The organism is Trueperaceae bacterium, assembly GCA_019454765.1.
Taxonomy (GTDB): domain Bacteria; phylum Deinococcota; class Deinococci; order Deinococcales; family Trueperaceae; genus JAAYYF01.
In genome coordinates this window covers 22,260-30,397 of sequence record JACFNR010000003.1, presented here as the reverse complement: position 1 = coordinate 30,397, position 8,138 = coordinate 22,260, and the positions used below count along the sequence as shown (strand labels likewise).

General features: G+C 73.9%; 7 protein-coding genes. 1 reads left to right on the top strand and 6 read right to left on the bottom strand.

What is annotated here, in order from left to right; all coding sequences use genetic code 11:
• Positions 1-6: 6 nt before the first annotated feature.
• From mltG to alaS, 4 genes are read right to left on the bottom strand one after another with little or no spacing between them, the layout of a single operon-like run.
• Positions 7-1,077, bottom strand: a complete 1,071-nt coding sequence (gene mltG, locus H3C53_01635; protein ID MBW7915380.1) for an endolytic transglycosylase MltG — start codon at positions 1,075-1,077, stop codon at positions 7-9.
• Positions 1,074-1,490 (bottom strand): Holliday junction resolvase RuvX, encoded by a 417-nt coding sequence (gene ruvX, locus H3C53_01630; protein MBW7915379.1) that lies wholly within the window; start codon positions 1,488-1,490, stop codon positions 1,074-1,076. The genes mltG and ruvX overlap by 4 nt, the downstream gene beginning before the upstream one ends.
• 35 nt (positions 1,491-1,525) lie before the next feature.
• A complete protein-coding gene (locus tag H3C53_01625) occupies positions 1,526-2,422 on the bottom strand; it encodes an HAD family phosphatase (GenBank protein ID MBW7915378.1) in 897 nt (298 codons plus the stop codon).
• Between the two features lie 4 nt (positions 2,423-2,426).
• Entirely contained in the window at positions 2,427-5,087 is a 2,661-nt protein-coding gene (gene alaS / locus H3C53_01620) for an alanine--tRNA ligase (GenBank protein ID MBW7915377.1), read from the bottom strand.
• A gap of 177 nt (positions 5,088-5,264) precedes the next feature.
• Between alaS and H3C53_01615 the strand changes: the two genes are divergently transcribed.
• The gene (locus tag H3C53_01615; protein ID MBW7915376.1) at positions 5,265-6,425 is read left to right on the top strand and encodes an MFS transporter; all 1,161 of its coding nucleotides are present in this window, start codon (positions 5,265-5,267) and stop codon (positions 6,423-6,425) included.
• Here the strand turns inward: H3C53_01615 and H3C53_01610 are convergent.
• Both H3C53_01610 and H3C53_01605 read right to left on the bottom strand, forming a co-directional pair.
• Positions 6,346-7,623, bottom strand: coding sequence for a hypothetical protein (locus H3C53_01610; GenBank protein ID MBW7915375.1), 1,278 nt, complete (start codon positions 7,621-7,623; stop codon positions 6,346-6,348). The two genes, H3C53_01615 and H3C53_01610, sit on opposite strands and share 80 nt — an antisense overlap.
• Positions 7,624-7,627: 4 nt before the next feature.
• Positions 7,628-8,062, bottom strand: a complete 435-nt coding sequence (locus H3C53_01605; GenBank protein ID MBW7915374.1) for a hypothetical protein — start codon at positions 8,060-8,062, stop codon at positions 7,628-7,630.
• Positions 8,063-8,138: the final 76 nt, after the last annotated feature.

Below are 8,138 nucleotides of genomic sequence, written 5' to 3'. Positions count from 1 at the left end.
CCGCGCTCAGCGACCCCCGCGCAGGAATCGCTCCACGTCGCGGTTGTGAGCGGGTAGGTCCGTGTTGGGGCGGAACACCGGCGTGCCGCCGTCGCTACCGTGCAGGAAGTAGAGGTAGGGCACGCCCTCCGGGTTCTCGCGCTGCGGCGTCAGCACGGCCAGCAGCGCCTCGGCGCCCGGGTTGCCGATGGGTCCGGCGGGGAGGCCGGAGCGGGTGTACGTGTTCCACGGCGTGTCGCGGCGCAGGTCGCCCGCCGGCGCGCTCAGCTCGGGCAGCGCCTTGCCCAGCCCGTAGGCGACGGTAGGGTCGGACTGCAGCGGCATCCCCAGGTCGAGCCGGTTGAGGAAGACGCCGGCTATCACTGGCATCTCCGCCTCCGACGCCGCCTCGGCCTGCACCATGCTCGCCAGCGTCACCCAGTCGTGAACGCCTAGGCCCGAGTCTACGAGCGCCACGGCCACGGCGGGAGTCACCTCCTCCTCGAAGCGCGCCACCATTGCGCCCAACGCCTGAGACGCCGTGGAGTGCACCGGCAGGTCGTACGTGGCGGGGAAGAGGTAACCCTCCAGGGAGTCGCCGGCCGGCAGCCCGGGCGGCGCGAGGCTCCCGGGCGACCGCACCAGCGCCTCCAGCTCCGGCGTGGCCCCCAGGCCGTTGGCCGCCAAGCGGGCCACGACGGCGGCGGCCCGCCACCCCTCGGGCACCACGATGCGCACGGTGCGCGGGCGCCCCCCGGCGGCGAGCGCGGCGGCGACCTCGCGGCTGGTCATCGCGGGCGACAGGTCGTAGAGCCCCTCGCCCAGCTTGCGGTCGAGGTGCGTGAAGCGCAGCAGCAACTCGAAGGCGAGGGCGGAGCGGATCAGCCCGGCCTCCGCCAGCGCCGCGGCCACGCGCGCGCCGCCCCAACCCGGGAGCACCTCGAACTCGACCACGGTGGGAGTGGCGCTCGGCGGGGAGAGCACGAACCGCACGGCGCTAAGCCCGCCGGCGACCGTCAGGACGACCAGCAGCAGAGCGAGCGCCCAGGCTCGCCCTCCACGGCGGCGCGGCGGGGCGGGGGCGTCGTCGGTCGTCACGTCGGTCCTCCGACGCGCCTCAGGTACGACTCCAGGATCAGCACGGCCGCCCCCTCGTCGAGCAGGCCCTTCTCGCGGCGACGAGTCATGGGGAGTCCGCCGCCACTCACCTGCCGCTGCGCGAGGCGGGTGGTCAGGCGCTCGTCCTCGAACTCGACGCGGGCCCCGGCAGCGGCCAGCGCCTTGGCGAAGCGCCGCACCCGCTCCGTCTGCGCCGACTCCTCGCCGCTCAGCCTCAGCGGCAGGCCCACCACGACGACCTCGGCGCCTTCTTCGGCGAGCAGCGCCATCACGGCCGGCACGTCGCTCCGCGTCCCGCGCCTCACGAGCGCGCCCCGCCCGAACGCGAGCAGCGAGCCGACCACACCGCTAGCCAACCCGATGCGGGCGTCCCCCACGTCGAGCGCCAACACTCGCGCGCCCGGCGCCGGCGGTGGTCGGTCGGCGTTCAGGCGACCACCCCGGTGGCGGCTCTCGCGGCGCGAAGCCAGCTCTCGAGCACCAGGGCCACGCCGTCGGCGGCGGCGTCGGCCGTGACCAGGTCGGCCGCGGCCAGGGCCTCCGGCTCCGCGTTGCCCATGGCCACGCCCAGGCCTGCCCAGGCGAGCATGCCGCTGTCGTTGTGCTGGTCGCCGAAGGCGGCCACGTCGGCCGCGTCGATGCCGAGCTCGGCGCAGACCAGCGCCAGCGCCGCGCTCTTGTCGACCGCCGCGTGGTGCACCTCCAGCAGGAACGGGAGGCTCCACGTGGTGTAGAGGTCGAGCCCCGCCAACGCCCGCGCGAGCTGCCATGGCGGGAGCGCGTCGGAGGCGGCGAGCAGCTTGATGGGGCCCGTCGACAGGAACCCCTCGAGCGGACCCACCGCCGTCGGTGCTCCGCCCCGGAACAGGTGGGCGGCGTTCCCGGCGGGCGTGGCACCAGCGGCGGCGTGGCCGCCGCCTGCGTCGGCGTCGAGGTACCAACCGTCGGCGGACTCGAGCGCCAGTAAGACCCCGGGCGCGCCGCGCAGCCGCGCCAGCGCCGCCCGCGCGGCGGCCTGGTCGAGCTCCTGCACGACGCGGACGCGCTGCCGCTGCCACATGGCCGCGCCGTTGTAGGCCACGACCGTGTCGACCCCGCTGAGGTCCTCCGCCACCGGCAGCGCCGTGCGCAGCGGCCGACCCGTGGCTATCACCACCCGCGCGCCCAGCGCCCGCACCCCGTCGAGGGCGACCCTGGTGCGCGCCGACACCCGCTTGTCTGGGCCAAGCAGCGTGCCGTCGAGGTCGACCGCGATCAGCTTCGGGAGCGGCGCCCCCGACGGCAGGAGGGGAGCGGTCCCGTCGAAGCGCGGGGGCGCCGACAAGCCCTCAGCCGCCCGCCAACGCGCCGCCGACGGCCGCCAACGCCTCGCCGAGCCGCGCCGCGTCCTTGACGCCGGCCTGCGCCATGTCGGCGCGGCCGCCGCCGCTACCGCCCGCGCTGGCCGCGGCCGCCCTGACGAGCCGGCCGGCGTTGGCGCCGCGCGCCTGCGCGGCGGCCGACACCTTGGCCACCAGCGCGCCGCCCGCGCCCTCCTGGGCCGAGGCCACCACCACCACGTCGGCGCCGCTCCTGGTGAGGAGCGCGTCGGCGGCGTTGCGAAGTGCAGCGCCGTCGAGCCCGTCGAGCAGGGCCGTCACGTAGCGGTAACCGCCGGCCTCCCGGACGGGGTTGGCGGCGGCGCCACCGCCCGTCTGCGCTGCGGCCAGGCGGTCGCGGAGGCGCGCAGCCTCCTTGAGGGACTCCTTGTGGTCGGCCTGCAGTCTCTCGAGGCGCTCCTCCAGCTGCGCGGGCCGGCCGCCAAGCCGAGCCGCCAGCCGTGCCTGGGTCAGGCGCAGCTCCTGCAGGTGCTCGATGGCCGCGAGGCCGGCGCGAGCCTCCACGCGCCGCACGCCGGCCGACACGGCCTCCTCCGCCACGACGAAGAACGCGCCGATCTCGCCCGTGCGCCCGACGTGGGTGCCGCCGCACAGCTCGCGGGAGACGTCGCCCATGCTCACCATCCGGACCTCGTCGCCGTACTTCTCGCCGAAGAGCATCATGGCGCCCGCCGCTCGGGCCGTCGCGATGGGCACTACCCGCCAGTCGACGGGCAGGTCGGCCTGGATCCAGCGGTTCACGAGGAGCTCGACCTCGCGCAGCTCGTCGGGCGTGACGGCGTGCGGGTGCGAGAAGTCGAAGCGCAGCCGATCCGGCACCACGAGCGAGCCGGCCTGCGCGACGTGGTCGCCGAGGACGGCCCGCAACGCGGCGTGCAGGAGGTGCGTTACGGAGTGGTGCTTCTGCGTCTCGCGCCGCGCCGGGTCCACCCGCGCCGTGACGACGTCGTCGATCGCGAGGACGCCGCGCACCACGCGGGCCCGGTGGAGTACCAGCCCGTGCCGCGAGCGCGTCGTGGTCGACACCACCGCCTTGCCCCCCGGCCACTCCAGGACGCCGGCGTCGCCGACCTGGCCGCCACCCTCCGCGTAGAAGGGCGTGCGGTCCAGCACCACCGTGCCCGTCTCGCCCTCGCCCAGCGCGCTCAGCTCCCGCGCGTCGTCGCCCGGCGTCACCAACGCCGCCACCCGCGCCTCGGCCGAGTCGTCGGTGTATGCCAATGACTCGACCTCGCCCAGGCGCTCGGCGACCTTGCCGATGGCGTCGCTGGTCGCCGTGAACAGCTCCCGGCCGGTCGCGCCGCCGCGGGAGAGCTGCCGCGCCGCCTCGCGCGCCGCCTCGTAACCGGCGCCGTCGACCTCGACGCCGCGCTCGGCTGCCATCTCGCGCGTCAGGTCCAGCGGGAAGCCGTAGGTCTGCCACAGGTCGAACGCCACGGCGCCGGGCATGACGGCGGCGCCCAGGCCGTCGAGCAGCGCGCCAACCCGGCCGATGCCGGCGTCGAGCGTGCGCAGGAACTGCTCCTCCTCCGCCTGCACGATCCCCTTCACCCGCTCCGCCCCGTCGGCCAGCTCCGGGTAGGCGTCGCCCATGGACTCGACGACCTGGTCGACGAGCTTGTGAAGGGACGGCTCGCGCAGGCCCAGCAGCCAGGCGTGGCGAGAGGCGCGCCGCGTGAGCATCTTGACGACGTAACCCGCCCCGTCGTTGGCGGGCATCACGCCGTCGGCGACGGCGAAGGTCACGGCGCGGACGTGGTCGGCTATCACGCGGTGCGACACGGACCTCGGGCCCTGGTACGGGACGCCCGTGAGAGCCGTCACCCGCCGTATCGTCGGCTGGAACAGCTCGGTGGCGTAAGCGTCCTCCTTGCCCGTCATCATGGCCACCAGGCGCTCGAAGCCGAGGCCCGTGTCGATGTTCTTCTGGGGTAGCGGTTCGAGGTGGCCGCCGTCCTGGCGGTCGTACTGGGTGAACACCAGGTTCCAGAACTCGATGTACCGGTCGCCCGAGCCCGTGTTGGGGCCGGCCTCGTCCGGCGTGCCGAAGGTCGGACCCCGGTCGTAGAACACCTCGGAGCACGGCCCGCAGGGACCGTTGGGACCGTGGCTGACGGCGTTGGCGGGCCAGAAGTTCTCGTCCTCGCCCCAGCGGCTGATGCGCTCGGCCGGCACCCCGACGCGGTCGCGCCAGATGCCGTACGCCTCGTCGTCGTCCTGGTAGACCGTCACGTAGAGGCGCTCTGGGTCGAGGCCGAGGTACTCGGGGGAGGTGGCGAACTCCCACGCCCAGGCCGACGCCTCCGCCTTGAAGTAGTCGCCGAACGAGAAGTTGCCGAGCATCTCGAAGAACGAGTGGTGCCTGAGCGTGCGGCCAACGTTCTCGATGTCGTTGATCCGCAGGCACTTCTGGGCGGTGGTGACGCGGTGCCAGGTGCCGTCGTGACCCGCGAACTTGGGAGTGGCGCCCAGGAAGTACGGCTTGAACTGCACCATGCCCGCGCTCGTGAACATGAGGGTGGGGTCGTCGCTCTTGAGCGGCGCCGAGGGGTGTATCAGGTGCCCGCGGGACTGGAAGAAGCGCAGGTACTTCTCGCGCAGGTCGTTGATCTGTGAGATGCCGTCTACCACGAGGTGCCTCCGAGTCGTGCCGGGGTCCAAGTATACCGAGCGGGCCTCGCCGTCGCGGGAGCGGCCGTCGACCCGCCTCGCGGCCAGGTCAGGGGCGACCCGGTCAAGGGCGCTGCGTCACGGGGCCGGCGGCGGGCGCGGTAACCTGCGCGCTACATGCCCACCCCCGACGCCGCCCCGCGGGGCGCCCCCACCCAGCCCCCCGTCTCGCGCCGCGGCGTCCTCCTCTTCAGCTTCGCGGCGTTCCTCCTGATCGGGGCGTTGCAGGCCCTGTACGGACCCTCCTTCCCGCTCCTGCGGGAGCGCTTCGGGATAGGCCCCGAGTGGGTGAGCATGGCGGTGAGCGCCCAGTTCCTCGGGTCGTTCGTCGGCATCGTGTTCTCGAGTCAGCTCCTGCGCGCGGTCGGGTACAGGGGCGTGCTCGCCGGCGCCGCCGCTGCCCTCGCCCTGGGCGGGGTCGTCGTGGCGGCGGCGCCCACCTGGGCCTTCGTGCTCGCCGGCGCCTTCCTAGCCGGCGCCGGTGCCGGGCTACTGAACGTGGCGTGCAACCTGCTGGTGGCCGTCACGTTCAGGCCGCGAGCGGCCCCCGCGCTCAACCTCATAAACGCGCTCTTCGGGGTGGGGGCGGTGGTCGGCCCGCTGCTCGTCACCGCCACCGAGCCGCGCTTCGCCCTGCCGTTCCTGGTGGTAGCGGTGGCCGCCGCGCTGCTGCTCCCCTGGGTGGCGCGCTTGGGCGTCCCCGCGGTGGCGGGGCTCGGCGCCGACGCCGCCCCGGTGGCGTGGGGCAGCCTGGCCGGGTTCGTGCTGCTCTACGTGTTCTACGTGTCGGTCGAGGTGGGGGTGACCTCGTGGCAGACGGAGTTCCTCACCCCGCACTTCGGGGCGTCGGCCGCCGCCTTCACGTCGTTGTACTGGGCCGCCATCACCGTCGGGCGGTTCGCGGCCGCCCCCATCTCGGCCCGCCTACCCTCGCAGCGGATGGTCCTCTACGCGGCGGCGGCAACCCTGGTCTTCATGATCGCTTCGCACCGCGTTCCGTCGGCACCCATCGCGTTCGCGCTCGTTGGGCTGAGCCTCGCCCCGATCTTCCCGACCGCGCTCGCCTGGCTGACCGAGGTGTTCCCGCAGCGCGCCGACCAGGTGACCCCCGTCGTGGTGGCGGCCGCGAACTTCGGGCCGGCCATCAGCGCGCCCCTGATAGGCCTCTTCGTGCGGGCCGAGGGGCCACAGGTCGTGCCTACCGTGCTGTCGGGCTTGGCCCTGCTACTGCTCCTGATCGTGACGTGGTTGGCGCGGCGGACCCGAGGTCGAGCCTGAGGAGGGCGTGCGCCACCACGGCCACGGGGCCGAGGCTCGTGATGGCCGTGGCGAGGAGGACCCACGGCCCCGACCAGGCGGCCGGCCAGACCGGGGTCAGGGTGGCGAGGGCGCCGACCATCACGGCGACGGCCGCCACGAACGCCCACGGCCATCTGAAGGCCCCCGGCCCCAGCGTCACGCGCATCCCGTAGAGCAGCGCCAGGCTGACCGCGCCCAGCAGGAACGCGTGGAGGAAGAAGATGTGGAGGGGCGCCGCGAAGAGCCAGTCCCGGGTGGCGGGGACGGCCCCGGCGAACTCGACGGTGCCCTTGAGGGCCAGCAGCGCCAGCGCCAACTGCCGCAACCACAGCGTGGCGCCGCCGAGCGTGGCGGGCCTGACGTTCTTCGTTTCGGTGGGCCAGACGGCGTTCACCAGCACCAGCCAGACGAGGGCGGCGAGCGTGCTCGTGACGGCGTCGACGCCGCCCGCCCACTCCCAGCCGAGGCCGGCGACGGCGAAGCGCGCGGCGCTGCGCGCGGCGATGGCGAACACCAGCGTCCAGGCGAGCAGCCCGAGCGGGTAGCGCGCAAGGCGCGCCGCGACGCCGTGCCAGGCCGCCAGTGCCACGATGGCGAGGCCGAACCAGCCGTCCGCGAACGCCGTGAGGAACCAGTCGACGAGCGCCAACATCACGTGACGCTGCACCTGCCCCGTGGCGCCGAGGAGGGCGAGACCGCCGATGGCGATGGTCGCCACGACCATGAGCGCCACGGCGCCGTCGAAGAGGCGCAGCACGGGCCAGCGCCGCACCCGCCAGGTTGCCACTAGGTAGAGCACCACGAACAGGTACCAGGCGCCGCCGTTGGCGCCGGAGACGAGCATGGAGATGGGCAGCGGCCGCCCGCCCCCGATGCTCATCAAGTGGTAGCCGCTCTTCAGGAACGGCAGGTACGTGGCCAGGCCACCGAACGCCGCCAGGGCGGCGGTGAGGCCGAAGCCGCGCACGCTCAACCCTCGACCGGCGAGGTGCGCCCCCACGAGCAGGATCAGGGGCGGCGTGATCCACGAGAAGAACATCAGGTGGGAGTGGGCGTGGCGGATGTACTCGAGCACGCCGGGCAGCTTGGTCACGAGGCTGAAGCGGTAGTAGGCGCCGGTGCTGCCGGCGAGGACGAAACTGGCGAGGCTCAGGCCCCAGACCCAACGACCCTTCACGCGGTCAGTCTGGCATCCTGAGGAGAGCCTTGAGCTGGCTCAGGAACCCCGCCTCGTCGGTGCTAACGCGGGGCCGGAACGGGGCGCCGGACGCGCGCGACACGTGCACGGCCAGGTCGAAGAGGAAGCGCTTGAACTCCAGCCCCTCGGCGTCGTCCCTGACGAGCTCGCCGACCTCGCCGAGCCGTCCTAGGAGCCGCTCGCGCGTGAGCGGCTCGTCGTTGGCGACCCCCTCGCTCGTGCGCGTGTGCGTGAACAGCGCCATGACCAGGGCGTTGTCGGCGTACTTGCGTTCGGCGTCGTAGAGGTAGCGGCCGGCGGCCATCACCTCGCGGAAGTAACCAACGATGCCGGTGCGGTCGGACGCCACCGTGGCGAGGAGCACCTCGGCCGCGGCGTCCAGTAAGCGGTTGAGCGTGGCTTCCGGGTAGTCGGTCATCGCGGCATGTTACGTCACGGCGCGTCGGGACGGCGGCGCCGGGTGGGCGCGGCGCCTCAGACGAGGCGGCGCCTCA